The organism is Streptomyces luteolifulvus (assembly GCF_008806595.1).
GTDB lineage: Bacteria > Actinomycetota > Actinomycetes > Streptomycetales > Streptomycetaceae > Streptomyces > Streptomyces luteolifulvus.
On record NZ_VZRB01000009.1, the window covers coordinates 59,493 to 83,036 of the forward strand.

Consider the following 23,544-nt stretch of genomic DNA (forward strand, 5'->3'; position numbering starts at 1 on the left):
TGTGAGCCGCGAGTGAGCGCCCCGTAGGCGAACGAGCCATCAAGAGGAGGCAACCGGTGACGACCGCTGGACCGCCCGTGAAGGGCCGCTCCACCCGGCAGCGGGCCGCCGTGGCGGCGGCTCTCGACGAGGTCGACGAGTTCCGCAGCGCGCAGGAACTCCACGACATGCTCAAGCACAAGGGCGACTCCGTCGGCCTCACCACGGTCTACCGCACGCTCCAGTCCCTCGCCGACGCCGGCGAGGTCGACGTCCTGCGTACGTCGGACGGCGAGTCCGTCTACCGCCGCTGCTCCACCGGCGAGCACCACCACCATCTCGTCTGCCGTGTCTGCGGCAAGGCGGTGGAGGTCGAGGGACCGGCCGTGGAGAAGTGGGCGGAGGCCGTCGCGGCGGAACACGGATTTGTGAACGTGGCGCACACGGTGGAGATCTTCGGCACGTGCGCGGACTGCTCCGCGGGGTGAGCCGACTCCCGTGCGGGTGAGCCCACTCTCGTGCGGGTGAGTCGTGGTTCTCAGACGCCGGACGGGCTGTCCGGGTCCTGCCTGCCCTCCATGGCGAGCAGCTCCTCGTTCGGGATCGCCCCGCCGAACCGCCGGTCCCGTGAGGCGAACTCCACGCAGGCCCGCCACAGGTCCCGCCGGTCGAAGTCCGGCCACAGCACGTCCTGGAAGACCATCTCTGCGTAGGCACTCTGCCAGAGCAGGTAGTTGGAGGTCCGCTGCTCACCGCTGGGCCGCAGGAACAGGTCCACATCGGGCATGTCGGGGTAGTAGAGATACTTCGCGAAGGTCTTCTCGTTGACCTTCGCCGGGTCGAGCCGCCCCGCCCGGACGTCCTCCGCCAGCGCCCGCGCCGCGTCGGCGATCTCGGCACGGCCGCCGTAGTTCATGCAGAAGTACAGGGTCAGCCTGTCGTTGCCCTTGGTCTGCTCCTGCGCGATCTGGAGCTCCTTGGCCACCGACCGCCACAGCTTGGGCATCCGCCCGACCCAGCGCACCCGGATGCCGAGCTCGTCGAGCTGGTCGCGGGTCTTGCGGATGAAGTCCCGGTTGAAGTTCATCAGGAAGCGGACCTCGTCGGGCGAGCGCTTCCAGTTCTCGGTGGAGAAGGCGTACAGGGAGATCGCGCCGACGCCCATCTCGATCGCGCCCTGAAGCACGTCGAGGACCCGCTCGGCGCCGACCTTGTGCCCCTCGGTGCGCGGCAGCCCGCGCTCTTTCGCCCAGCGTCCGTTTCCGTCCATGACGATGGCCACATGGTTGGGGACCAGCTCGCCGGGGAGCTTCGGCGCGCGGGCGCCGGACGGATGCGGCTCCGGCGTCTTGTACTCGCGGCGCTGGCGCCCCAGGATCCCGCGTACCACCATGTGCTTCTCGTCTCCTCTACTGCTCACTTCTTTACGGCTTACTTCTCTACGGCTTACTTCTCTACGGCTTACTTCTCTACGTAACGCAGCGAACGCAGCCCGCGCTCCAGATGCCAGTGCAGATACGCGGACACCAGCCCGCTGCCCTCCCGCACATACCGCGGTTCGCACGCGTCCGCGGTCTCCCAGTCTCCCGTAAGCAGCGCGCCGAGGAGTTCCAGGGCCTGTGGCGAGGGTACGACGCTGCCCGGCACCCGGCAGTCCGCGCAGACGGACCCTCCGGAGGCGACCGAGAAGAACCGGTTCGGCCCCGGGAGTCCGCATTTCGCGCAGTCGCTGAAGCTGGGGGCGTACCCGTTGACGGCGAGAGAGCGCAGCAGGAAGGCGTCGAGGACAAGGTGCGGGGCGTGCTCGCCGCGGGCGAGGGTGCGCAGGGCGCCGACGAGGAGCAGATACTGCTGCACCGCCGGTTCCCCCTCGTGATCGGTGAAGCGCTCGGCGGTCTCCAGCATGGCGGTGCCGGCGGTGTAGCGGGCGTAGTCGCTCACGATGCCGCCGCCGTACGGAGCGATGGTCTCGCTCTGCGTGCACAGCGGCAGGCCGCGCCCGACGAGCTCACTGCCCCGCGCGAAGAACTGCACGTCGACGTGGGAGAAGGGCTCCAGCCGGGCCCCGAACTTGGACTTGGTCCGCCGCACCCCGCGCGCCACGGCGCGTACCCGTCCGTGACCGCGCGTGAGCAGCGTGATGATCCGGTCCGCCTCACCCAGCTTCTGGGTGCGCAGCACGATGCCGTCATCGCGGAACAGGCTCATGGAACCCATTCTCGCCTACGGCGACCGGGCTCCGGGCCGTGCGGGCCGCTTTCGTAGAGCTGCCCTGGTTCACCGTTGGGAACGAGGTCGACGTCGTCGGCGTACCCCTCCACAGCTTGTCGGACCTCTGGCGCGCGGATGTCAAGCAGGGGGCAAGGGAGCACCCCGCTCCAGGGCGTTCATGAGGCAGGACACTCCGTGCCCGAACTCCTCGATGGACTCGGCGGCGCGACTCGGCGACGACCATCGCACCCATGGACCAGCGCTGCTGAAACCGGTTCGTGCCGAGAATTGAGATGATCTCCGCGTCTTCGTCGTGCAAGCGGCTGTAATTCTCGGCGGCATACTCGCTCGGGCCGAAGGCACCCCACCCCACGCTTCCCGGTACCGCATCGCGAAGTTGATCTGTAGGATCCACCCACCGACGAGCTGAACGAAACGGACGGACATGGCTGCATGGTCCACCCGGGCGGCCTGCGCTGCTGATCTGCCCCTGCTCCGCTCTCTGTTGGCTGAGTCGTGCGAAACGACGGTCGTTCCATCGTCACCACTCCTTGCCGATGCCATTGAACGCGATCTGGTTCGGGTGGCCGAATCCGAAGGCGAGTTAGTAGGTTGCATCGCCGCGGAAATGCCCTCACCGGGACATGCGCGTCTTTCGGTGATCGCAGTCCGGGCGGGAATCCGTCGGCAGCGTGTTGCCTCGCAGCTACTGACCGAGATGGTGAAGGAACTTCCCCGTAAGGCGAACGAGCTGCCGCTCATATCCGCCGTCGCGAGGACAGATGAACTGGCGGTGACACGCCTCTTGCTGGCGTGCGGCTTCATAGGAACCCGGATCATGCGCACCGGCGCCACGGACCGCGCTCTCCACATCCACTACCAGTACAAGTCACGCGTGGAATACATAGATCCAGACGCGCGGCATCTCGTACACGTCAGCGCTCAGGCCCAGCTTGCGGAGTCCCTGGCGCCTTCCGATCACGCGGTGACGGCTCTGGTCACCTTGGGTGGTGAGCCCGCTTTTGAAATCGCCCGATTCGAGCAGGACGACCCTGCGGCCCTCCAATCCGGGGAAGCCGCAGCCGGAATAGCGTTCTCCGGCTCCATTCTCGCCGCCATCACATTCCTGCTGGGTTTCGCCTTCACATCGACGCGGTTCCCCGACGACGTGCGTCTGCTCCTCATCTGGGCGACGTTCAGCACCGTGCTCTCCCTCATCGTCTACGCGAGCGCCTCCGGCGAACTGGCCCGGATCCGCTCGAACTCGTTCGGAAGGATCATGAAGTGGGGGAACGTGCTGTCCGAGTACGGCGGTGTGCTCCCCTTCCTGATCTCGCTCCCCGTCACCTACGCGCAGGCCAGCGGGGATCCCTGGACCACCATGGTCCTGGCCGTCGTACTCAGCGCCGCCATCGCCTGGTACGAGCGGTCCGAGTTCTCCATCGCCCACCGATTCCGACGGAGTCTCAGCGAACAGGCCCTGATGCTGCTCACGGCGGCCTCGCCGACGGTCGGTGCGGCGCTGGTGGTGGCACAGACCACGAGCTGGCCCTGGACCATCGTCCTGACCGTCACGCTCGCGGCCCGAACCTGGCTGTACCTCTTTCGCAGAGGTGCCGAGGCCGACATCGCGGAGCGCCGGCAGTGGCAGGTCAGGGAGTAGGTCCGACCGCCGTGCGGACCCGCTCCGCAATGTCGCGGGCGCACCCCCAGGACAGCGTCAGTCCAGCACCGCCATGACCGTAGTTGTGCAGCAGCAGCGTGCCCTCATACCGCTCCTCCGTGAGCCGGACCCGTCTGCGTACCGGCCGCAGCCCCACCCGCTGGCCGATCACCTGGGCTCCGGCGAGCGACGGCTCGACGGCGACGCAGCGCCGGATGATCTCCCGGGCGGCGGCCTCGTCGGGCCGGAGTTCCCAGGTGTCCCGGTCCGATGTCCCGCCCAGGACCACCACGTCGGAGTGCGGATAGATGTAGGTGAGTTCCTCGGCCCCAGGGGTGTCGTCGCAGAAGAACGACCGGATTCCGGGATTCTCCATCACGACGAGCTGGCCGCGCACCGCCTGGACCGAAGCGTCGGCCGCCAGGAACCGGGCCGCGGCGCCGGAGCAATTGACGACGAACGGCGCTTCGCACATCGCGTCCTCGAGCGTGCTGTAACGGTGATGACGAATGTGTCCGCCCGCCTGTACGAGCCGTCGGACGAGGTAGCGGAGGTATCGGGGCATGTCGATGAGAGGCGCACGGTATCGCCACCCGGCCACGAACCCGGGACGCAGGTCGTCCGGCGGGCACATGCGCGCGCCCACCAGGCTGCCCCACGTCGGCATGTCGCAGGGAACTCTGGATTCCTGAGTCCCTTCCACCACCCGGATTCCCGTGTCGGCGTCGGTGCTCAGCTCGGTAAGCACCGACAGGGTCACCCGGCTCCATCGCTCGACCAGGTGGCTTGGCTCAGCCAGGTACGGATCCCACATCGCGCCCGCAGCCGCCGAGGTCGTCGCCTCGGGGGGCCGGTCGGTGTCCACCCGGACCTTCATTCCGGACTCCGCCAGGCACACCGCCGTGGTGAGCCCTGAGACTCCGGCGCCGATCACCACTGCACTGGCCGACACTGCTCGCCTCCGTCGTCTCTCAGCCCCCGGGCTCGGGCAACGTTGTCAGGTCATCAGGGAGCTTCGAGACTATCCGAGTCGGCGTGCGTAGCGTGGATGCCCGGTCCGGCATCCCTCGGCGTAGCGGCGCGCCAGCGCGTGGAGCGCCTCCTTCGGTTCCCAGTGCCAGTCCGAACGCGGGTCGTCCGGGCGGTCCTTGAGGGTTTTGGTGATGCTGTAGCTCGCCATGTCGAGGTCGTGGCGCGGGTCGTCCGGGCGGTGCGGCGAGTCCGGGGTGACGAACTCGAAGGCCATCGCCGCGTACAGGCCCATCGACTCGAAGACGTCCAGCAGGTCCGTCAGATGGGCGGCCTGGGTGCGCTCGCTGCGGACCAGGTCTCCCTTGATCTCCGGCGGGTCCTTCTCGTGGTCGACGGCGTACCAGCCCATGCCGCCCTCCTCGGGGGCATCGACGAAGGTGCAGGTGCCGAACTCCGTGATGGCCAGCGGCTTGCCCCAGCGCAGATAGCGGCGCAACTCGCGGATGTAGGCACTGGGTTGGCGGTGGTACGAGTAGTAGTCGATGCCGACGACGTCGAACAGGTTCCAGTCGACCTTGCCGTCCTGCGCGGCGGCGTAGCCGAGCCGGCCGTGGAAGACGGAGCGGCCGACCGCCGCCGCCTTCGCGGTGAAGCGGTCCAGGCGGCGCTGCATTTTCTCCCGGTCGACCTTGCCCTCCAGCAGGTTCTCCACGCGTTCCGGGATCGTGTCCCCCGGCACGATCCCGGGCACGAACAGCCAGAACTCGCAGCCCACGCTGAAGTCGACGCCGTTCGGCGGCCTCGGCGGCGGTGGCCGTGAGGCGTTCGACGCCGTCGCCGGTGACGTCGACGGTGTCGGCGTGGAGATCGTCGCGGACGGCGCGGATGTCGGCGCGCATCCGGGCCCGGCTGAACGCGGTGCCCGGGGTCTCGCCCGCGCCGACGGTGTAGACGACGCCCCGGTGGGCCAGGCCGCGTCCGCCCCCGGGTCCGCCTGCACTCGCTCCGGCGCAGCCCGCCGTCGGTAACACCGCCGCGGCTCCCAGGGCCGCGGCCCCGGTCAGAAACCGTGCCCTGTTGATCCCCGTTGTGTTCTGCATGCCGTCACTGTGCCCGGCGCGGGCGCGTACCGCTGTCCGCCGAAGGTCTACGGCCTCGCAACCAAGGGATGACGTCCGGCGTCGATCACTGAAGAGATCGGAAGATTTCGGAAGACGGCAGAAGACATCAGAAGACATCGTCAGTCGAGCGAAGGAGAGAAAGATCTTAGGCTCCGGCACCTCCCCGATGACCCGACGCACCCTCCTTGCGGCCGGTACCGCCACCGCGGCCGGACTGCTCACGAGCACACCGGCACACGCCTCCGACGACGGCGGCAACAGCAAGACCGAGAGCGAGAGTAAGAGCAAGAGCAACGGCAACAGCGACCCCGTCACCGCGCGCCTGCGCGCCCTCGAAGCCCAGCACGGCGCCCGTCTCGGCGTGTTCGCCCACAACCTCGCCACCAGGCGCACCGTCGCCCACCGCGCCGACGAGCGCTTCCCCGTCTGCTCCCTGTTCAAGACACTGGCCGCCGCGGCCGTCCTGCGCGACCTGGACCGGCACGGTGAGACGCTCGCCCGCCGCGTCCACTACACGGCGGACGACCTGGTGGAGAACTCCAAGCGGACCGAGGAACACCTCGCCGAGGGCATGACGATCGCCGAACTCGCCGACGCGGCCATCCGCTACAGCGACAACACCGCGGGCAACCTCCTCCTGCGCGAGCTGGGCGGCCCCCCCGCGATCACCCGCTTCGCCCGTTCCCTCGGCGATCCGGTGACCCGGCTCGACCGCTGGGAGACGGAGCTCAACTCGGCGGAGCCGTGGCGGATCACGGACACGACGAGCCCGCGCGCGATCGGCCGGACGTACGCCCGGCTGGTCCTCGGCGACGCGCTGAACCGGCGGGACCGCGCACTGCTCACGCACTGGCTGCTGAACAACACGACCAGCGACAACCGCTTCCGCGCCGGACTGCCCAGGACGTGGACGATCGCCGACAAGACCGGCGGGGGCTTCTACGGCACGAACAACGACGTCGGCATCGCCTGGACGGAGGACGGCACCCCGCTGGTGCTCGCCGTCCAGACGACGTTCCCGGACGAGGACGCCCCGTACGACCACGCGCTCATCGCCGAGACGGCGGCACTCCTGGCGGCAGCGCTCACGTGAAGCGCCGTACGTACCGCCGCTGCCCCGGCAGGGCGGTCCCAGCGCGGCCACGGCCGCCGCCGCAGGCGAACTCGACGCGCCCGTCCACCGCCCGCTCCCAGGCCCCGGCCAACAGGACGCAGGCGGCCACGCGAACCGCCCGCAGAAGGCCGGCGCTCATCGCCGAGACGGCGGCACTCCTGGCGGCAGCGCTCACCTGAACCTCCGCACATACCGCCGCTGCCACGGGGTCTCCGCCGCGTGCCGGTCGTAGCGGGCGCGTACGTAGGCGACGGCCTCTCCGGGCGGTATGCCGTCCAGGACCGCCAGGCAGGCCAGGGCGGTCCCGGTGCGGCCGCGGCCGCCGTCGCAGGCGATCTCGACGCGCTCGTCCGCCGCCCGCTCCCAGGCCTCGGCCAGCAGGGTGCGGGCGGCCACGTGGTCCGCCGGCAGCCGGAAATCTGGCCAGCGCAGCCAGCGGGACTCCCAGGGAACCTCGGGCGGCCGCCGGCGGAGGAGGTAGAGGCCGTACGAGGGTTGCCGCGTCCCCGGCGCGAGAGGGTGTCGCAGGCCGCGGCCCCGGACCAGCCGCCCGGAAGGCAGGCGCAGGACACCCGGGTCCCGCTCGTCCCACCGTTCGTCCCACCGCTCGTCGTCCGCCACGCCCCCATTCCAGCCCGGCCCCCGGCCGCCGGGCAACCGAACCGGCCACGCGCACGGCCCCGGCCGGGACGCGTCCTACGAAAAGACGCTGCCGATGTCACCATGGCCGTCATGACCTTCCCCGCCCCGCTGACCGGCGTCGTCCCGCCCGTGTGCACGCCCCTGACACCGGAGCGCGAGGTGGACGTCCCCTCGCTGCTGAGGCTGGTCGACCATCTGGTGGGAGCCGGGGTGAGCGGTCTGTTCGTGCTCGGCTCGTCCTCGGAGGCGGCGTATCTGGCGGACCGGCAGCGGCGGCTGGTGGTGGAGTCGGTGGTGGGCCATGTGGGCGGCTCGCTTCCCGTCCTGGCCGGGGCGATCGACATGACGACGCCCCGGGTGCTGGACCACGTCGCGTCGGTCACGGCGGCGGGCGCCGACGCGGTGGTGGTGACGGCGCCGTTCTACGCCCGCACCCACCCCGCCGAGATCGCCCGCCACTACCGTCTGGTCGCGGCGCGCAGCCCGGTCCCGGTCGTCGCCTACGACATCCCGGTCGCCGTGCACACGAAGGTCGCCCCGGACCTGATCCTGGGGCTGGCCGCCGATGGCGTCCTCGCCGGCCTCAAGGACTCCAGCGGCGACCTGGCGGGCTTCCGGGCCGTGGTGACCGGCGCCCGCACCCGCCCCGGCATCACCGGCTTCAGCGTCCTGACCGGCTCCGAGCTGGTCGTCGACGTGGCCCTCGCGCTGGGCGCGGACGGCGCGGTGCCCGGCCTCGCCAATGTCGACCCGCACGGCTACGTCCGCCTCCACGGCCTGTGCCGGGCGGGTGACGGGGAGGGGGCCCGGGCCGAACAGGAACGGCTGTGCGCCCTGTTCGGCATGGTGGGCGTCGGGGATACGGGCCGGATGGGCCGCAATGCGTCGGCGCTGGGCGCGTTCAAGGCGGCGCTTAAGCTGCGCGGGATCATCGACTGTCCGGCGACGGCGGAGCCGCAGGTGCCGCTGTCGGCGGACGAGGTGCAGCGGGTGGAAGAGTTCCTGGCCGGGGCGGGCCTGCTCTAGTGCCGTATCAGGCAACGTTTGCCCTGTATCCGCCTGGGGCGTCAGCTCGTGCTGAGTGGTGCGCTCTCCTCAGCGTCGAGCTGGTGGTCCGCCCAGATGTAGCTTTCGGGAAGCAGGTCGGTGACGGGCACCGTTCGGAGGCCATCGTTTGTCCCGACGATGACCTTGAGGGCTGGGAAGTAGTCAAGAAGGACCTGGCGGCAGCGGCCACATGGGGGCACGACGCCTCGGTCGCGGTCACCCACGGCGACGATGATGTCCAGGTCATAGGCGCCATGGGCGGCAGCAGCGCCGATGAGCACCAGCTCCGCGCAGGGGCCTCCGGTGAAGTGATAGGCGTTCACCGCGGTGACGATCCGGCCGTCTCGGGCGCGGGCCGCAGCCGCCATGGTGTGGTTGTCGCCCCGGCAGCGTGTGGCCGCGACGTGTGCCGCTGCCCGGATCAGTTCGTGGTCGACACGGTCGGTCTGTGTGGTCATCTTCTCTACCTTCATGCGGTGTCAGGCGACGTTGGCTCTGTCCACGACTGCGCGCAGGCGCCGGTCGTCGGCGTGGCGGTTTCGCCAGATGATGTAGCGGCGGATCATGCTGCCCTGCTCCTTGTGGCTGGCGTGGTCGGTGCCGTCGAGGGTGAAGTAGCGCAGGGCGGTGAACTGGGCCTCGATGCGGTTCAGCCAGGAGCTGTTGGTCGGCGTGTAGGCGATCTCGACGTTGTTCGCTGCCGCCCAGGTGCCGACTCGCTGGCACTTCTTCGTGGTCAGGTGCGGGGAGAAGTTGTCACAGACGATCGCGATACGGACCTGGGGCGGGTAGAGGGTTCGCAGGTAGCGGCAGAACTCCAGGAACTGCGTGCGCTTCTTGATCGGTTTGATGTGGCCGTAGAGCGTGTCCTTGGCCAGGTCCAGGGCGGCGAACAGATGGCGTACTCCGCCGTAGCGGTTGTAGGTCGCCCGCCGCCTGCGGCGTGGTTCGCGGTCGGGGTCCTTGTGCTTGCCCCCGCGTTCGGCCCACTGCCGGCCCGGGTGGGGCATCAGGTTGAGCGGTCCGAACTCGTCCATGCAGAAGACGACTTCGGGCTCACCCTCCTCGGGTATGACCTCGCCGTCGGCGATCGCGTAGAGGTGTTCTACGCGGGCTTTCTTGGCCGCGTATTCGGGGTCGCGGGAGGTCTTCCAGGTCTTCAGGCGTTGAAAGGAGACGCCTTCCTCGCGGAGCAGGATGCGCAGGCCCTCGTGGCTGATGTCGTCGACCACCCCCTCGGCGACCAGGAAGTCGGCCAGCTTGGTCAGGCTCCAGGTCGAAAACGGCAGGTCGTGTTCGGTCGGCATGGATTTCGCGATCTTCTTGATTTCCCGCCGCTCGGGCAGCGTGAAGGTCTTCGGCCGGCCGCCCTTGTACTTCGGATACAAGGAGTCGAAGCCATCGGTGTTGAAGTTGTGGATCACATCGCGGACCCGGTCATCGCTGGTAAACGTCACCTCGGCGATCTTCGCCACCGGCATGCCCTGCGCGGACAGCAGGACCATCTGGGCCCGCCGCCAGGTCACCACCGACCCGGTGCCCCGGCGGATGATCCGAAGCAGCCGTCTGCCCTCGTCATCATCGATCTCGCGTACACGTACTCGTTCTGCCACCCGGACAGGGTGACGGCCGCGAGCCGCCCGGCACAGCACCGGGACGGCGCGCCACATCACAACAGGGCAAACGTTGCCTGATACGGCACTAGCTACTGCCGGCCCTCACTCTCCGTTGCACGTCCCCGGTGTCACCATCCCCGACTCGTACGCCACGACGACCAGTTGGGCCCGGTCCCGCGCCCCCAGCTTCCCCATGATCCGGCTGACGTGGGTCTTCGCGGTCAGCGGGCTCAGTCCCAGCGCCTCCGCGATCTCGGTGTTGTTGAGCCCGCGCGCGACGAGCGTGAGCACCTCGCGCTCACGCTCCGAGAGTCCCCCGGGCCCGCCCGGCACAGCCGGCTGCGCCGACGGGCCGCGCAGGAATCGCGCGATCAGCCGGGCCGTCGGCCCGGGCGACAGCAGAGCCTCCCCCGCTGCCACCGTGCGGATGGCGTCGAGGAGTTCCGCCGGGCGGGTGTCCTTCACCAGAAAACCGGACGCGCCGGCGCGCAGCGCCTCCACGATGTGCTCGTCGGTGTCGTACGTGGTCAGCACGAGCACCCGCACTCCGGCCAGGTCCTCGTCCGCCGCGATCAGCCGGGTCGCCTCGATCCCGTCCAGGTCGGGCATGCGGATGTCCATGACGACGAGGTCGGCGCGCTCGCTGCGGGCCAGCCGCACCGCCTCGCGGCCGGTGGGCGCCTGCCCGACGACCGCCATGTCCCGCGCGGACTCGACGAGCATCGCGAACGCCTCCCGTACCAGGGTCTGGTCGTCGGCGAGCAGTACGCGGATGGTCATCCGGTCCCTTCCATGGCGGGCGTGGCGGCGGTCCTGAGCGGGAGTACCGCGGTCACCTCGAAGCCGCCCTTCTCCCGCGGTCCGGCGTCGAGTGTGCCACCGACGCTGCGGGCCCGCTCCCGCATGCCGACGAGTCCGAAGCCCGGGGTGCCGCCGGGTGCGGGCCCGGTTCCGTCGTCGGCCACCGACAGGTGCAGGGCGTCGTCCTTCTCGTACAACTCGACGCGGACGCGGGGGTCGGGCCCGGCGTGCCGCACCACGTTGGTCAGCGCCTCCTGGACGATGCGGTACGCGGAGGCGCCCACGGCGGGCGACACCTGCCGTGTCCGCAGGCTCTGCTCGGTGCGGGCGCCCGCGAGCCGCGCGGACTCCATCAGGTCGGGCACTCCGTCGAGGCCGGGCAGCGGGCCGCGGGTGTCCGGCGAGCCGTGCTCGCGCAGCACCTCCAGCGTCGTCCGCACTTCACCGCGTGCCGTCCGGCAGGTCTCGGCGATGTCGTCGAGGGCCTTGGCGACCGTCTCGCGGTCCAGCCGCTCGGGGTCGGCCGCCAGGACGTGTGCGGCGACGGAGGTCTGCACGGCGATGAGCGTGATGCTGTGCGCGAGCAGATCGTGCAGGTCGCGGGCGATGCGCAGACGTTCCTCGGCGACGCGGCGCCGCGCCTCCTCCTCGCGGGTGCGTTCGGCGCGCTCGGCGCGGTCGACGATGCCGGCCACGTACTGCCGGTAGTAGCGGACGTCGATGCCGAGGAACAGCACCGCGATGATCCAGCCGGAGATCCGCAGCAGTTCGACGGCCTGGTGGGCGTTGACGGTGAGCATCACGCTCAGGGTGATGCCGAGGGCGGTGGCGCCGGTCAGGACCGTGCGCAGCGGCCGGCCGGTGACGGCGACCGTGTAGAGCGCGACGTAGGCGACCGGCGTGGGCGCGATGTGGTTGTTGTCGAGTGCGTGGTAGGGGACGATCAGTGCCCCCACCGCGGCGAGCACCAGCAGCGGGCGGCGGCGGCGCCACACGATCGGGATGTGGGCCGCGAGCAGCAGCGTCCAGCCGAGCGCGTCCGGGCGGCGGCCCTCGTCGGTGAACAGGCCCATGCAGAGGGCCGCCGCGGCCAGAACGAGAGCGAGCACGGCGTCGTTGCGGGTGCCGTGCGGGGCGGTCCGGGGATCGCGGTTGATCACGGTCATGATCCGCTCGCCCCAGCCGGTCCGTTCCGCTGTCGTGGTTGTCTGCACGTCTTCATCCTCCGCTACGGGGCGCCCCTCCGGGAGTGGAGGGGCGCCGGTCGGTCAGTGGGCGGAGGCGGCCACGCGCTCCGGTTCCTTCGGCGGAACCGGCCGCTCGGGCTCCCGCGACAACGGGCCCGGCCACCACAGCTTGCGGCGCAGCGCGACGCTGGCGCTGGTGACCAGGTAGGTGCGCACCAGGAACGTGTCGAGCAGCACGCCCACCGCGATGACGAAGCCCAGCTCGACGAGCGGCACCAGCGGCATGCTGGTGAGCACCGCGAATGTGGCCGCGAGGACCAGCCCGGCGGAGGCGATGACCCCGCCCGTGGTGCGCAGCGCGGTGAGCGCGGCGGCCACGGGTTCGGTGCCGTTCAGGGACTCCTCGCGCATGCGGTGCATCAGGAAGATGCCGTAGTCGACGCCCAGGGCGACGAGGAACACGAAGGACAGCAGGCCGAGCCCGGGATCGATGCCCTCGAAGCCGAAGAGCGGCCCGAAGACGAGTCCGCCGATGCCGAGGGCCGCGCCCCACACGGCGACGACGGCGCCCACCAGGATCAGCGGTGCGACGAGTGACCGCAGCAGGGCGACCAGGATCAGCAGGACGGAGACGAGGACCAGCGGCACGACGATCAGCCGGTCGCGGGCGTTGGTGTCCTCCAGGTCGATCTGTTCGGCGCTGGGGCCGCCGACATAGGAGCCGTCGAGCCCATCGCGCAGGGCCTCGATGGTGGCGGTCTCCCCGGCGGACTGGGGCGCGGAGGCGGCGAGGACGGAGATCTCCGTCCAGCCTTCGCCGCTGCGGCCGCGCTCGGCGCTGTCGACGCCCCCGGTGTCGCGTACGGCGGCGAGGGTGCTGTCGGCACGGTCGGTGGGCGTGATGACGGTGATCGGCTGGGTGCCGCGCTCGGGATAGGCCGCGGCGAGGGTCTCCATGGCGGCGACCGCGTCGGGCTTGGTGGTGAAGGAGTCCTCCTGTTTGAGGTTGCCGGGCATGTTCAGGGCGCCCAGGGCGAGCGCGCCGAGCAGGACGGCGCCGCCCGCGAGCACGGTCAGCGGCCGGCGCCCGGCGGAGCTGCCCATCGCCGCGAACAGCGACCGGCGGGCCTTGGGCGTGCTGCCGTAGCGGGGCACGAGCGGCCAGAAGACACGGCGGCCCAGCAGGACGAGGATCGCGGGCAGCAGGGTCAGCATCGCGAGCAGCGCGCACAGCACGCCCACCGTGCCGAGCGGTCCCATGCCCCGGCTGGAGTTGAGGTCGGCGGCGAGCAGGCACAGCAGTCCGGCGGCGACGGTGCCGGAGGAGGCGAGCACGGCGGGCCCGCAGCCGCGCAGCGCGGCCGCCATGGCGTCGTAGGGCCGCTCGACGCGCCGCAGCTCCTCGCGGTAGCGGGAGACGAGCAGCAGCGCGTAGTCGGTGCCCGCGCCGAACACCAGGATCGTCATGATGCCGGAGCTCTGGCCGGAGACGGAGGTCCCGAACCACTGGTTCAGCCCGTAGGCGACGCCCATCGACAGATAGTCGGCCATGCCCGCTACGGCGAGCGGCACGAGCCACAGGAACGGGCTGCGGTAGATGAGGATCAGCAGCAGCGCGACGACCGCGGCGGTGGTGTAGAGCAGCGGTCCGTCGAGGGCGTTGTAGACCTCGCTCGCGTCGGTGGCGAGCGGTCCCTCACCGCCCACGACGACGCTGAGCCCCTCGCCGCTCTCGGCGATGTCCCGTACGTCGCCCACGAGTTCGTCGCGGGCCTTCTCGTCCGTGCCCGGTTCGGTGCTGGCGACCGGGTACATCAGCGTGGTCCCGTCCCGGGACGGGACGCCCCGGGGTTCGCCGGTGAGCTGGTGCGTGCCCGCGATCCGCTCGATCTGTGCGGCGGCGGTGGTCTTGTCCGCCGCGGTGAGGCCGCTGTCGCGGTGGTAGACGACGACCATCTGGGTGGCCTCGCCGCCGGGCAGCCGGTCCTGGATCTTCGCGACCTGGGTGGAGTCGGCGCTCGCCGGAAGATAGTCGACGGCCCGGTCGCGCTGGACGTCGCCGAGCTTCGAGGCGAACGGCGACGCGAGCGCCAGCACCGCGATCCACAGCCCCAGCACGAGCCAGGGCACGGCCCGTCGCCGTGTGTTTGTCCTTACGGCCCCCATGTGACGGGCCTCCCTCCGGTCCGGGTGTCTGGGTCGTCTCCAGACTCCCGGCGTGCGGGGGCCGATTCGTCGGGCGTGGGGGCGAGTTCAGGGGTACTGCGCGGGGTGGCCGCGCGGGGGGACTACTCCCGGGGGAGTATCAGGACGGTGTCCGCGCCGCCGCCAGCAGCCGGGTCACATCGTCGGAGCAGATGGTCAGCGCGGCGCCCACGGTGGCCAGGACGTCGCGTTCGGCGGGTGTGTAGGGGCCGTCGGCCAGGGCGATGCGGGCGCCCTGGAGGAGGATCGACTCACGGCCGGCGGGTGCGAGATGCGGGGCCAGCGGGTCCAGCGCCTCGTGGAGCTCTATGGCGAGCCCGGCTCCGCAGGGGCGGTCGTAGACCCGGCCGGTGTCGGCGGCCAGCGCCTCGACGAGGTTCTCCAGCTGCTCCTCGGAGCAGTCGTCGAAGCCGGCGGTGCGGACGGTGGCCGCGGCGGCCTCCAGGGACGTACGGGCGCAGCTGCCGCCCGTGGCGAGGACCGCGAGGGCGACGGTGTGGACGGCGTCGCGGAGCATCGCGGAGAAGCGGGTGGTGGTCGGGTGGTCGAGGACGTCGGTGCCGAAGTGGCGGCGGCAGGCCGCGCACTCGACGACCGGCCCGGTCTCGCCGCGTGGCAGCACGGGCACGCCGAGCAGCGTGAAGCGGCGGCGTCCGGTCAGCCGCTGGTAGTTGCGGTCGCCTCCGCAGCCGGGGCAGAAGAACTCGCCGTCGCCGACCGGCGTCCACGCGATGCGGGTGCCCAGCATGCGCGAGAGCCTGGCGGCACGGTTGTCTCGTCCCCGTCCTGGCAGCACGTCGCACCTCCGAAAACGACGCGGCACCATCGCCGCGCTGGCGTGATGTTAGCCACAGGGACCGGGCGTCGTCAGCACCCGGGACGAGACCTTTCCGTGACCTGCACACGGATTGGCCGGTAAACGACAGGGCCCCGTCCGCCGCAGTGCGGCGGACGGGGCCCCGGAATTCCGGACAAAACCCCGGTCAGGGCAGTCAGCGAGTCGCGCGGTTGACGGCCGAGACGACCGCCTTCAGCGACGCACGCGTGGTGTTCGCGTCGATGCCGATTCCCCACAGAACCTTGTCGTCGATCGCGCACTCGATGTAGGAAGCGGCCTGCGCGGAGGCACCCTCGCTCATCGTGTGCTCCTGGTAGTCCAGCAGACGGGCGTCGACTCCCACGCCCTGCAGGGCGTCGAAGAAGGCGGAGATCGGGCCGTTGCCGGTGCCGGTCAGCACGGTGTCGACGCCGTCGACGCTGGCCTCGACCTTCAGGGTGTCCACGCCGTCGGTGTCGGTCGTCGACTGACCGTTCTTGACCTGAATACGACCCCAGGGGTTCTCGGGGTTGGGCAGGTACTCGTCCTGGAAGACCGCCCAGATGTCGGCGCCGGTGACCTCGCCGCCCTCGGCGTCCGTCTTCGCCTGGATGATCCGGGAGAACTCGATCTGCATCCGGCGCGGCAGGTCCAGTGCGTGGTCGTTCTTCAGGACATAGGCGATACCGCCCTTGCCGGACTGCGAGTTGACGCGGATGACCGCCTCGTAGGAGCGGCCGACGTCCTTCGGGTCGATCGGCAGGTAGGGGACCGCCCACTCGATGTCGTCGACGGTGACGCCCTTGGCCTTCGCCTCGGCCTCCATGGCGTCGAAGCCCTTCTTGATGGCGTCCTGGTGGGAGCCGGAGAAGGACGTGTAGACCAGGTCGCCCACGTACGGGTGGCGCGGGTGGACCTCCATCTGGTTGCAGTACTCCCACGTACGACGGATCTCGTCGATGTCGGAGAAGTCGATCTGCGGGTCGACGCCCTGGGAGAACAGGTTCATGCCCAGGGTGACCAGGTCGACGTTGCCGGTGCGCTCGCCCTGCCCGAACAGACAGCCCTCGACGCGGTCGGCGCCGGCCATCAGCGCCAGCTCGGCGGCGGCGACGGCCGTGCCGCGGTCGTTGTGCGGGTGGATCGACAGGCAGACGTGCTCGCGGCGGGAGAGGTTGCGGCCCATCCACTCGAAGCGGTCGGCGTGCGTGGACGGCGTCGAACGCTCCACGGTGGCGGGCAGGTTGAGGATGATCTCGCGGCCCGGGCCGGGCTGCCAGACGTCCATGACCGCCTCGCAGACCTCCAGCGCGAAGTCCAGCTCGGTGTCGGTGAAGATCTCGGGGCTGTACTGGTAGCCGAACTCCGTCTCCGGGTCCAGCAGCTTCTCGGCGTACTCCATGACCAGGCGCGTGCCGTCGACGGCGATCTGCTTGATGTCGTCCTTGGAACCGCGGAAGACGACCCGGCGGAAGACCGGCGCGGTGGCGTTGTACAGGTGCACATTGGCGCGCCTGGCGCCCTTCACGGACTCGACGGTCCGCTCGATCAGGTCCTCGCGGGCCTGGGTCAGTACGGAGATGGTGACGTCGTCGGGGATGGCACCGGGCTCCTCGACGATGGAGCGCACGAAGTCGAAGTCGGTCTGCCCGGAGGCGGGGAAGCCGACCTCGATCTCCTTGTAGCCCATCTTGACCAGCTGGTCGAACATCCGGCGCTTGCGCTCGGGCGACATCGGGTCGATCAGGGCCTGGTTGCCGTCGCGCAGGTCGGTGGAGAGCCAGCGGGGGGCGACGGTGATCCGGTTCTCGGGCCAGGTGCGGTCGGGGATGCCGACCTGCTCGTACTGACCGTACTTGTGGATCGGCATGGAACTGGGCTGCTGGCGGTTGGCCATGATGCGGGGCTCCTGGAAGGCGGGTCCGGAAGGACGGCCGACGGCGCAACGCCGAACTCCGCGGGGAGGGGGTCGGCCTCGACTTACAGGCCCTCGCCGCGGCAGCTAAGGAGGAGCAGCCCGAAACGCATGATGCTCCGCATGTTAGCCGAGCCGCACCGGATGCGGGGGCCCGTATCAGTATGCGGGACTGCTCGAATCAAATGGAGTGAAGCGGACAAAAAGTGCTCCATACCACTTCACGACGGAGCGTGAGGCTCCCTATCCGCATATTTCACCAATCATGGTTGCGGGTAGTGACAGCGGCATAACTCAGTGCAAGGGTGCCGGGCATGACGACGAACGGGGGCTTCGAGCCCGTCTTCTGCACCATCGTGCCGCCCCATGTCCTCGACAAGGTCGCCCAGAACGAGGACCCCGCCCTCTCCGGCCCCGCCCGGCGCACCCTGATGCGCGACGCCCGGGAACGCGGCCGCCGCCGGGTGACCGCCGAGTTCGGCATGGCCGCCGTACCGGCCGCGAAGGCGCCGTCGGACCAGCCGCTGCGCACCATCTACGACGCCGGGCAGGACACCGGCCTGCCGGGCAGCAAGGTCCGCGGGGAGGGCGAGGACCCCGGGCAGGACGCCACGGTCAACCGCGCCTACTCCGGCCTCGGCGCCACCTTCGACCTCTACCTCAAGGCCTACCAGCGCCACTCCATCGACGGCGACGGCCTGCCCCTGGACGCGACCGTCCACTACGACGAGCACTACAACAACGCCTTCTGGAACGGCGAGCAGATGGTGTTCGGCGACGGTGACGGCGAGATCTTCCTCGACTTCACCCTCCCGATCGACGTCATCGGCCACGAGCTCACCCACGGCGTCACCCAGCACACGGCCAACCTCACCTACTACGGCCAGCCCGGCGCCCTGAACGAGTCGATGTCGGACGTCTTCGGCTCGCTCATCAAGCAGTACACGCTCGGCCAGACCGCCGCCGAGGCCGACTGGCTGATCGGCGCGGGCCTGCTGGCCCCGAGCGTCACCGGCAAGGCCCTGCGCTCGATGAAGGAGCCCGGCACCGCCTACGACGACGACATCCTCGGCAAGGACCCGCAGCCCGCGACGATGGACGACTACGTCCGCACCGGCCGCGACAACGGCGGCGTCCATATCAACTCCGGCATCCCCAACCACGCGTTCTACCTGGTCGCCACCGCGCTCGGCGGCTACGCCTGGGAGAAGGCGGGCCAGATCTGGTACGACGTCCTGACCGGCGGCAAGCTCAAGGAGCGGGCCTTCTTCACCGACTTCGCCAAGCTGACCGTCAAGGCCGCGCGCGAGCGCTTCGGCGACGGCGGCGAGGAGCTCCAGGCCGTGCAGAAGGCGTGGGAGCAGGTCGGGGTGCGGATCCTCTGACTCCGTACTAGACAGGACCCATGCGTATTCAGGTGAGGCGCACGGGCGGATTCGCGGGGATCGAGCGCCATGCCGAGGTGGACACCTCGGGACGGCCCGATGCCCAGGAATGGCATGCCCTGGCCGAGCAGGCGGTCGCCGCCGGCCGGGGCACACCGCCGATCGGTGTGCCGGACGGCTTCAGTTACCAGATCACCGTGGACGGGAAGACGGTGTACGCGTCCGATCCCCGGCTCACACAGGAGCAGCGCAAGCTGATCTCGAGGGTGCTCAAGGAAGGCGCGTAACTGGTTGTTCACGCCTGCCCGTTGACTTCTGTTACCGCTGGTACGGATGATCCGGCGCATGGCGACGAACCCGATACCTCAGTTCCCGGCGGGCTTCCTGTGGGGCGTGTCGACCTCGGCCCACCAGATCGAAGGGGCAGCCGGCGAGCGCGAGCCGTCCGTGTGGGACACCTTCACGGCCGAGCCGGGGCGGGTGAAGGACGGCTCGACGGCGGCGGTGGCCTGCGACCACTACCACCGCTACCGCGAGGACGTGGCGCTCCTGACCGGCCTGGGTGTGGACGCGTACCGCTTCTCCATCTCCTGGCCGCGGGTGAACTCTCCCGGCGGGCTCGACTTCTACGACCGTCTGGTGGACGAGCTGTGCGCGGCGGGCGTACGGCCGGTGCCGACGCTCTTCCACTGGGATCTGCCGGCCACGCTCGACTGGCTGGAGCGGGACACGGCGTCGCGGTTCGCGGAGTATGTGTCGGTCGTCGCCGGGCGGCTCGGCGACCGGGTGAAGAAGTGGATCACCCTCAACGAGCCGGCCGAGCACACCCTGCTGGGCCATGCGCTGGGCGCCCACGCCCCCGGCAAGAAGCTGCTCTTCGACGCGATCCCCGCCGCCCACCACCAGCTGCTCGCCCACGGCCTGGCCGTACGGGTCCTGCGCGCGGCCGGGGCCGCAGACATCGGGATCGCCAACTCGCACGGGCCGACCTGGCCGGCGTCCCAGGAGCCCGCGGACGTGGTGGCGGCGGACTTCTACGACCTGCTGCTGAACCGGCTGTTCGCGGACCCGGTGCTGCTCGGTGAATACCCCGCGGGAATCGGCGAGTTGATGCCCGGCGACATCGGGGAAGACCTGAAGATCATCGGGGAGCCGCTGGACTGGTACGGCCTCAACTACTACGCGCCGAGCAGGGTCGGTGCCGCGCAGGGCGCGGAGATCGAGTTCGGCGGACTGACGCTGCCCGCCGAACTCCCCTTCTCCGTGCGGGAGATCGAGGGCCGTCCGGTCACCGACTTCGGCTGGCCGGTGGTTCCCGAGGGTCTGACCGAACTGCTCACCGGGTTCCGCGACCGCTTCGGCGACCGCCTCCCGCCGATCGTCATCACCGAGAACGGCTGCTCGTACGAGGGGATCGACGACCAGGACCGGATCGCCTACCTCGACGGCCACATCCGGGCGCTGCACGCGGCGATGACGGCGGGCGTGGACGTCCGCGGCTACTTCGTCTGGTCGCTGCTGGACAACTTCGAGTGGGCGGAAGGGTACGAGCGCCGGTTCGGGCTCGTCCACGTGGACTACCGGACGCTGGAGCGGACGCCGAAGGCCTCCTACGGCTGGTTCCGGGACGTGCTGCGGGCGCAGAGATGACGACGGCCGGGCCGTCCTCCGACACCCCCGCCCCGGCCCCGGCCCCGGCTCTCGCACTTGCCGAACCTGTCGACCGGGTCACCCGGGGCTGGACGGCGGCCCTCTGTCTCGCCAACGGGGCGATCTGGGTCGGCTGGTACGGGCCCCTGCAGATCCTTCTCGCCTCGCAGGCCGAGGACTTCGCGCCCGGCACCGGCATGTCGAAGCTGACGCTGCTGGCATGGGTGACCGGTGCGGGCGCGGTGGTGTCGCTGGTCGCCAACCCGTTCTTCGGCGCGCTGTCGGACCGTACGACGGCCCGGATCGGCCGCCGTACTCCGTGGATCGTGGCAGGTTCGGCGGGCGGCGCGCTGTCGCTGCTGCTGCTCTCGGGCGCGGGCGGGGTGTGGACGATGGCGGCGGGCTGGTGCCTGGTCCAGCTGACGCTGAACGCGGCTTTCGCGGCGGTCACGGCGGCGGTGCCCGACCGCGTGCCCCGGCTCCAGCGGGGCGCCGTGGGCGGCTGGCTGGGAGCGGCCCAGATTCTGGGCGTGGTCGGCGGGACGGGCCTGGCGACGGCCGCCGGGGGCATCCGCGCGGGCTATGCGGCGTGCGCGGTGTTCACGATGGTGGGCGTGCTGCCGTACGTCCTGCGCCACGAGGACCTGCGCCTCGCCGTCGGCGACCGGCCGCCGTGGTCCTGGCGCAGCTTCGCCGCGGGCTTCTGGCTGAGCCCGCGCCGGTATCCCGACCTGGGCTGGGCCTGGCTGACCCGGTTCCTGATCAACCTGAGCAACGCGCTGGTGCTGCTGTACCTGCTGTACTACCTGCGGGACCGCCTCCACCACGACGACCCCGACGAAGGCGTCCTGATCCTCACCGCCGTGAACGGCGTGACGCTGCTCGCCACGGTCGTCGTCGGGGGCGTGTGGTCGGACCGGGTGGGCCGCCGCAAACCGTTCGTGATCTGGTCGGGCGTCCTGATGGCGGTGGCGACGGCGGCCCTGGCCGGCTGGCAGACCTGGCCGGGCGCGATCGTCGCGGCGGCCGTGCTGGGGATCGGCTTCGGCGTGTTCACCTCGGTGGACTTCGCACTGATGACCGACGTACTGCCGAAGGCGAGGGACCGCGGAAAGGACCTGGGCGTCATCAACGTGGCCAACGCCCTTCCCCAGGTCGCGGCCCCCGCCCTGGCGGCCCCGATCGTGACGTACCTCGGCGGTTATCGGGTGCTGTATCTGGCGGCGGCGGGGGTGGGGCTGGCGGGGGCGATGCTGGTGGTGAGGATTCGCGGGGTGGACTGAATCATGGGTGGGCGACTCAGAATCCCAGCTTCCGCAGCTGTCGAGGATCCCGCTGCCAGTCCTTCGCCACCTTCACATGGAGGTCCAGGAACACGGGAGTGCCGAGCAGCGCCTCGATCTGCTTGCGGGACTTGATCCCGACCTCCTTCAGCCGCTTGCCCTTGGGCCCGATGATGATGCCCTTCTGGCTGGGCCGCTCGATGTAGACGAAGGCGTGGATGTCGAGGAGCGGCCGGTCCGCGGGCCGGTCCTCACGCGGAAGCATCTCCTCGACGACGACCGCGATGGAGTGCGGAAGCTCGTCCCGCACCCCTTCGAGCGCGGCCTCGCGGATCAGCTCGGCCACCATGACCTGCTCGGGCTCGTCGGTGAGCTCACCGTCCGGGTACAGGGCCGGGCCCTCCGGCAGCAGCGGGATGATCAGGTCGGCCAGCAGGTCGACCTGCTTGTCCCCCACTGCGGACACCGGCACGATCTCCGCCCACTCGAACCCCAGCTCCTTGCCGAGCTGGTCGATCGCGATGAGCTGCTCGGCGAGCCGCTTGCCGTCCACGAGGTCGGTCTTGGTGACGATCGCGATCTTCGGCGTCTTCTTGATCGACGCCAGTTCCTTCGCGATGAAGCGGTCACCGGGACCGAGCTTCTCGTTCGCGGGCAGACAGAAGCCGATCACGTCGACCTCGGCCCAGGTCGTACGGACGACGTCGTTGAGGCGCTCGCCGAGCAGCGTGCGCGGCTTGTGCAGCCCGGGGGTGTCCACCAGGATCAGCTGGGCGTCGGACCGGTGCACGATCCCCCGTACCGTGTGCCGCGTCGTCTGCGGCTGGTTCGCGGTGATCGCCACCTTCTGCCCCACCAGAGCGTTCGTGAGGGTGGACTTGCCCGCGTTGGGGCGGCCCACGAAGCAGGCGAAGCCGGCGCGGTGGGGTGTCGCCTCGGACGGCTCGGATGGCTGACTGCGAACGCTCATGGCGCCCATTCTCCCTGATCCACGGAGCCCCGCCGTACCGGCGCAGGTACAGGGCGCTTTGCCCCTTACGGTGCACCCCGGAACGGCTTACCATCACGGGGTCCTGGGCCATGGCGCCCCGGGCTCCGCATCCGTCCTCCCCTCCGCCCAGAAGGTCAGCCCAGGGATGAAGCTCATCACCGCGATCGTCAAGCCGTTTCGTCTCGACGAGGTCAAGACGGCCCTCCAGGAGCTCGGCGTGCACGGCCTGACCGTGACGGAGGCCAGCGGCTACGGCCGCCAGCGCGGCCACACCGAGGTGTACCGCGGCGCCGAGTACCAGGTCGACCTGGTGCCCAAGGTCCGGATCGAGGTCGTCGTCGAGGACGCGGCCTCGGACGCCGTCATCGACACGATCGTGAAGGCCGCGCAGACGGGCAAGATCGGCGACGGCAAGGTCTGGGCCCTGCCGGTCGAGACGGTCGTACGGGTCCGCACGGGCGAACGCGGCCCGGACGCGCTCTGAGCCGATCCCGGACGGCGTGAGAAGTCGATGGCGCGCGGAGGTCTGGGGGTTTGGGGGTCTGGGGGTCTGCGGGTCCGGTGCGGAGCCCCCGGGGACCTCAGCCTGCGGAGACAGTCAGCCGAACACTTCCGTCGGGCCCGGCCACCAGCACCGGCGTCCCCGGCCCACCCAGATCCCGTACCGCCGCCAGATCCTCCACGGCCGCCGACTCGGACTCGGTGACGACCGCCGCCGCCTCCAGGGACTTCGCCCCCGACGCCACCGCCATCGCCACCGCAGTCTGCACCGCACTGAGCTTCAGCGACGGCAGGGCAACGGTCCCCGCGACATACGTCCGTCCGGTCTCGTCCCGCACGGCCGCCCCCTCCGGCACTGCGTTGCGGGCCCGGGCCGAGCGGGCCAGGGTGACGATCTTGCGGTCCTCGGGGTCGAGCGCGCTGCTGTCGGTCATGCCCTGAGCA

22 protein-coding genes and 2 pseudogenes are annotated in these 23,544 nt (G+C 70.3%); 9 read left to right on the forward strand and 15 right to left on the reverse strand.

The genetic code is table 11. The features are described 5' to 3' along the window. Nucleotides 1-56: 56 nt before the first annotated feature. Complete coding sequence (locus F7R91_RS15395; protein ID WP_150948961.1) at nucleotides 57-467, forward strand: Fur family transcriptional regulator; 411 nt, start codon at nucleotides 57-59, stop codon at nucleotides 465-467. A 50-nt stretch (nucleotides 468-517) separates the two neighbouring features. Here F7R91_RS15395 and F7R91_RS15400 read toward each other — a convergent pair whose 3' ends face one another. Then, nucleotides 518-1,372 carry an isoprenyl transferase gene (locus tag F7R91_RS15400; protein WP_150948963.1) on the reverse strand — a complete coding sequence of 285 codons (855 nt, stop codon included), beginning with the start codon at nucleotides 1,370-1,372 and terminating at the stop codon, nucleotides 518-520. Nucleotides 1,373-1,440: 68 nt separating this feature from the next. Beyond that, nucleotides 1,441-2,187 (reverse strand): DNA repair protein RecO, encoded by a 747-nt coding sequence (recO, locus tag F7R91_RS15405; protein ID WP_150948966.1) that lies wholly within the window; start codon nucleotides 2,185-2,187, stop codon nucleotides 1,441-1,443. 448 nt (nucleotides 2,188-2,635) lie between these two features. On the opposite strand from recO, the gene F7R91_RS15410 reads away from it, so the two are divergent. Beyond that, on the forward strand, nucleotides 2,636-3,853 hold the full coding sequence (locus F7R91_RS15410; protein WP_150948969.1) for a GNAT family N-acetyltransferase: 1,218 nt from the start codon (nucleotides 2,636-2,638) through the stop codon (nucleotides 3,851-3,853). Here F7R91_RS15410 and F7R91_RS15415 read toward each other — a convergent pair. Together F7R91_RS15415 and F7R91_RS15420 are read right to left on the reverse strand one after the other, a co-directional pair. Continuing rightward, the gene (locus F7R91_RS15415) at nucleotides 3,843-4,805 is read right to left on the reverse strand and encodes an FAD-dependent oxidoreductase (protein ID WP_150948972.1); all 963 of its coding nucleotides are present in this window, start codon (nucleotides 4,803-4,805) and stop codon (nucleotides 3,843-3,845) included. The genes F7R91_RS15410 and F7R91_RS15415 overlap by 11 nt on opposite strands. Nucleotides 4,806-4,874: 69 nt before the next feature. Beyond that, nucleotides 4,875-5,925 (reverse strand): annotated as a pseudogene (locus tag F7R91_RS15420) (abortive phage infection protein). A 187-nt stretch (nucleotides 5,926-6,112) separates the two neighbouring features. On the opposite strand from F7R91_RS15420, the gene bla reads away from it, so the two are divergent. Beyond that, a complete protein-coding gene (gene bla, locus F7R91_RS15425) occupies nucleotides 6,113-7,039 on the forward strand; it encodes a class A beta-lactamase (protein WP_150948975.1) in 927 nt (308 codons plus the stop codon). Here the strand turns inward: bla and F7R91_RS42735 are convergent. Continuing rightward, nucleotides 7,032-7,184, reverse strand: a pseudogene (locus tag F7R91_RS42735) (protein phosphatase); the annotation flags it as partial. The gene bla and the pseudogene F7R91_RS42735 sit on opposite strands and share 8 nt — an antisense overlap. A gap of 47 nt (nucleotides 7,185-7,231) precedes the next feature. Beyond that, the gene (locus tag F7R91_RS15435) at nucleotides 7,232-7,681 is read right to left on the reverse strand and encodes a protein-tyrosine phosphatase family protein (RefSeq protein WP_150948978.1); all 450 of its coding nucleotides are present in this window, start codon (nucleotides 7,679-7,681) and stop codon (nucleotides 7,232-7,234) included. Nucleotides 7,682-7,792: 111 nt separating this feature from the next. Here F7R91_RS15435 and F7R91_RS15440 point away from each other — a divergent pair, with 111 nt between their 5' ends. Further along, complete coding sequence (locus F7R91_RS15440) at nucleotides 7,793-8,728, forward strand: dihydrodipicolinate synthase family protein (protein WP_150948982.1); 936 nt, start codon at nucleotides 7,793-7,795, stop codon at nucleotides 8,726-8,728. Between the two features lie 41 nt (nucleotides 8,729-8,769). Here F7R91_RS15440 and F7R91_RS15445 read toward each other — a convergent pair whose 3' ends face one another. The 7 genes from F7R91_RS15445 to leuA all read right to left on the reverse strand — a co-directional run bounded on the left by F7R91_RS15445 (nucleotide 8,770) and on the right by leuA (nucleotide 17,272). Beyond that, nucleotides 8,770-9,207, reverse strand: a complete 438-nt coding sequence (locus tag F7R91_RS15445) for a cytidine/deoxycytidylate deaminase family protein (protein ID WP_150948985.1) — start codon at nucleotides 9,205-9,207, stop codon at nucleotides 8,770-8,772. A 21-nt stretch (nucleotides 9,208-9,228) separates the two neighbouring features. Beyond that, on the reverse strand, nucleotides 9,229-10,362 hold the full coding sequence (locus tag F7R91_RS15450) for an IS630 family transposase (protein ID WP_191971501.1): 1,134 nt from the start codon (nucleotides 10,360-10,362) through the stop codon (nucleotides 9,229-9,231). A 105-nt stretch (nucleotides 10,363-10,467) separates the two neighbouring features. Continuing rightward, complete coding sequence (locus tag F7R91_RS15455; RefSeq protein ID WP_150948991.1) at nucleotides 10,468-11,145, reverse strand: response regulator transcription factor; 678 nt, start codon at nucleotides 11,143-11,145, stop codon at nucleotides 10,468-10,470. After that, nucleotides 11,142-12,380 (reverse strand): sensor histidine kinase, encoded by a 1,239-nt coding sequence (locus F7R91_RS15460; RefSeq protein WP_150948994.1) that lies wholly within the window; start codon nucleotides 12,378-12,380, stop codon nucleotides 11,142-11,144. Before F7R91_RS15460 ends, F7R91_RS15455 begins: the two co-directional genes overlap by 4 nt. A gap of 54 nt (nucleotides 12,381-12,434) precedes the next feature. Beyond that, a complete protein-coding gene (locus F7R91_RS15465; protein ID WP_150948997.1) occupies nucleotides 12,435-14,519 on the reverse strand; it encodes an MMPL family transporter in 2,085 nt (694 codons plus the stop codon). A gap of 139 nt (nucleotides 14,520-14,658) precedes the next feature. Continuing rightward, a complete protein-coding gene (locus F7R91_RS15470) occupies nucleotides 14,659-15,354 on the reverse strand; it encodes a tellurite resistance TerB family protein (protein WP_150948999.1) in 696 nt (231 codons plus the stop codon). Between the two features lie 196 nt (nucleotides 15,355-15,550). Then, nucleotides 15,551-17,272, reverse strand: coding sequence for a 2-isopropylmalate synthase (gene leuA, locus F7R91_RS15475; RefSeq protein ID WP_150949002.1), 1,722 nt, complete (start codon nucleotides 17,270-17,272; stop codon nucleotides 15,551-15,553). Nucleotides 17,273-17,604: 332 nt separating this feature from the next. On the opposite strand from leuA, the gene F7R91_RS15485 reads away from it, so the two are divergent. The 4 genes from F7R91_RS15485 to F7R91_RS15500 are packed head-to-tail and all read left to right on the forward strand — an operon-like array spanning nucleotide 17,605 to nucleotide 21,608. Further along, entirely contained in the window at nucleotides 17,605-18,675 is a 1,071-nt protein-coding gene (locus F7R91_RS15485) for a M4 family metallopeptidase (RefSeq protein ID WP_150949005.1), read from the forward strand. A gap of 20 nt (nucleotides 18,676-18,695) precedes the next feature. Beyond that, entirely contained in the window at nucleotides 18,696-18,962 is a 267-nt protein-coding gene (locus F7R91_RS15490) for a protealysin inhibitor emfourin (RefSeq protein WP_150949008.1), read from the forward strand. 46 nt (nucleotides 18,963-19,008) lie between these two features. Beyond that, complete coding sequence (locus tag F7R91_RS15495) at nucleotides 19,009-20,325, forward strand: GH1 family beta-glucosidase (protein WP_408056034.1); 1,317 nt, start codon at nucleotides 19,009-19,011, stop codon at nucleotides 20,323-20,325. Then, a complete protein-coding gene (locus F7R91_RS15500; protein WP_150949015.1) occupies nucleotides 20,322-21,608 on the forward strand; it encodes an MFS transporter in 1,287 nt (428 codons plus the stop codon). The genes F7R91_RS15495 and F7R91_RS15500 overlap by 4 nt, the downstream gene beginning before the upstream one ends. A gap of 16 nt (nucleotides 21,609-21,624) precedes the next feature. Here the strand turns inward: F7R91_RS15500 and era are convergent, their stop codons facing one another. Then, nucleotides 21,625-22,587, reverse strand: a complete 963-nt coding sequence (gene era, locus F7R91_RS15505) for a GTPase Era (protein WP_150949018.1) — start codon at nucleotides 22,585-22,587, stop codon at nucleotides 21,625-21,627. 157 nt (nucleotides 22,588-22,744) lie between these two features. Here era and F7R91_RS15510 point away from each other — a divergent pair, with 157 nt between their 5' ends. Beyond that, entirely contained in the window at nucleotides 22,745-23,083 is a 339-nt protein-coding gene (locus F7R91_RS15510) for a P-II family nitrogen regulator (protein WP_150949021.1), read from the forward strand. A 97-nt stretch (nucleotides 23,084-23,180) separates the two neighbouring features. On the opposite strand, the gene F7R91_RS15515 is transcribed toward F7R91_RS15510, so the two are convergent. After that, entirely contained in the window at nucleotides 23,181-23,534 is a 354-nt protein-coding gene (locus tag F7R91_RS15515) for a cytidine/deoxycytidylate deaminase family protein (RefSeq protein WP_150949024.1), read from the reverse strand. Nucleotides 23,535-23,544 lie beyond the last annotated feature (10 nt).